The 1,802-nt window shown below is 38.2% G+C and carries 4 protein-coding genes; 1 reads left to right on the top strand and 3 read right to left on the bottom strand.

What is annotated here, in order from left to right; all coding sequences use genetic code 11:
* Nucleotides 1-169 precede the first annotated feature (169 nt).
* Nucleotides 170-475, top strand: a complete 306-nt coding sequence (locus KIT27_12440) for a hypothetical protein (protein MCW5590452.1) — start codon at nucleotides 170-172, stop codon at nucleotides 473-475.
* Here the strand turns inward: KIT27_12440 and KIT27_12435 are convergent.
* The 3 genes from KIT27_12435 to KIT27_12425 form a co-directional block, all read right to left on the bottom strand.
* Entirely contained in the window at nucleotides 439-720 is a 282-nt protein-coding gene (locus KIT27_12435; GenBank protein MCW5590451.1) for a serine hydrolase, read from the bottom strand. The genes KIT27_12440 and KIT27_12435 overlap by 37 nt on opposite strands.
* Nucleotides 721-732: 12 nt before the next feature.
* The gene (locus KIT27_12430; protein MCW5590450.1) at nucleotides 733-1,362 is read right to left on the bottom strand and encodes a serine hydrolase; all 630 of its coding nucleotides are present in this window, start codon (nucleotides 1,360-1,362) and stop codon (nucleotides 733-735) included.
* Nucleotides 1,363-1,454: 92 nt separating this feature from the next.
* On the bottom strand, nucleotides 1,455-1,802 hold a 348-nt coding region (locus tag KIT27_12425; protein MCW5590449.1), incomplete at its 5' end, for a hypothetical protein.

Raw genomic sequence — 1,802 nt, 5'->3', positions numbered from 1 at the left:
ATATTAATGTATTGCACATCATGAATGTCAAATCCACAAGAGCGCATTCTTTAACTTCTTTTGCTGTCATTGATAGAAGCAAAAAACCTATGAAAATTTATTATCCTAGTGGTTAATTTAATTGTAATTGCATTTTAAAATATGCCGTTTGATGAACAAGGAGAGGCAAATGATCCAGTTTTCTGTTTATCGATACCATCCGGAGAAAGATAAAAGCCCGCATATGCAAAATTATGAATTAGATCCTGCCAACTGCAATGGCGTGATGCTATTAAATGCCTTAGAGGCTCTTAAAATACAAGATCCCACATTAACATTTCGTCGTTCCTGTGGTGAGGGCGTCTGTGGATCAGATGGTATGAATATGGGTAGGCTTGCCCAACCCCTCGAAAATACACACCCCCAATCGTGCATAATTGATTTGCTCAGGATGGGCCTTTATTTGCTTGCATTTTCAGCAAAGTTTAGACATTGATCCGTTTTTGCAAATTCACTCAGTACGATATCAGTCGTTGATGTCACAATATCGTCTCTGTGCTTTGCATCCGCTGTGTTTCGTGCTGTATAAATGGCTAATACAATGGGTTTGCATACGGGTGACCACAAGATACCAATATCGTTTGCAATACCGTAGTCGCCTGAGCCAGTTTTATCAGCAACATTCCATCCAAGTGGCGTGGCTTGGCGTATTCTTCGATAGCTCGTCGTATTATTTCTCATCCATGCCACTAATTATGCTCGCTTTGAAGGCATTAATGCGTCGCCAAGGGTTATCTTCTGTAAACTAACCGCCATATCTTTAGGGGTAGAAGAATCTTCATGATTGTTTGGATTAGAATTTAACTCTCCTTCGTAATGTTCCATATTAAATGATGGGTTACCGATAGCATGGGCAAAGTCTGTTACCACTTTGGGGCGACCTAATTTTTTGGTAATCAGATTAGCCGCCGCATTGTCACTATAAGTCATTACGGCTTCACTCAAGGCTTGAAACGAGAGACCATCATTGACATGTAGCGTTGTCACAGGAGAATAAATCATTAAATCCTTTTGCGTGTAGGTGACTTTTTGATCCAATAAATTTTTAAGTTTCTCACTTTGTTTTAATAATGTGGCTACAGCCATTAATTTAGAGGTACTTTGCACTGGGAAATATTCATCGGCATGATAGGAAATAATGCGATTGTTATTGGTGTCTATCGCATAAACACCAATTTTTCCATCAAAGCTTTTTTCGAGCGTTTCAAATTTCTTCTCGGTGGGTGTTAATTTAATAGCCTGCGTGTTAGCAAATGTGGAAATAACAAAAAAAGTCGACACGATAAATAATAGGTAGTGGCTATGTTTTAAAAATGTAGACATATTAGGATACCCCTGGGTTGTTGTTCGCAAAATGTCATTAATAAATTTATTAATCTATGATATTTAAAAATAAAACATATGAACCTCGATCATCATGCGTGAGTTCGCGTTTTTATTTCAAAGCATTCCAGCAGCACTTGCTCGGCTTCTGACAATAAATTATCTTCGGTTAATAATTGGTTGACTGCTGCATCATTTTCGCCAGTGAGCGTGCTATGCATAGCTAACACTAATCGCAAAAGATGATAATTGTGATGGTTCAATTCATTGTATAATGGCAGCAAATCGGCAAGCAGTCCTTCGCCTTCAGTCCAGCCAAAACCTTCTTCGTTATTTAGAGTGATGTCGACCGATACATGCTCATCGTGTTGCTCTATATCGATGACATGTTTTTTTGCATATTTTTTCAACTCGGATAAATTAATTTTCTCGATAGGGTA

It is taken from the genome of Legionellales bacterium (assembly GCA_026125385.1).
GTDB lineage: Bacteria > Pseudomonadota > Gammaproteobacteria > JAHCLG01 > JAHCLG01 > JAHCLG01.
This window is presented reverse-complemented; position numbering and strand designations above follow the sequence as displayed.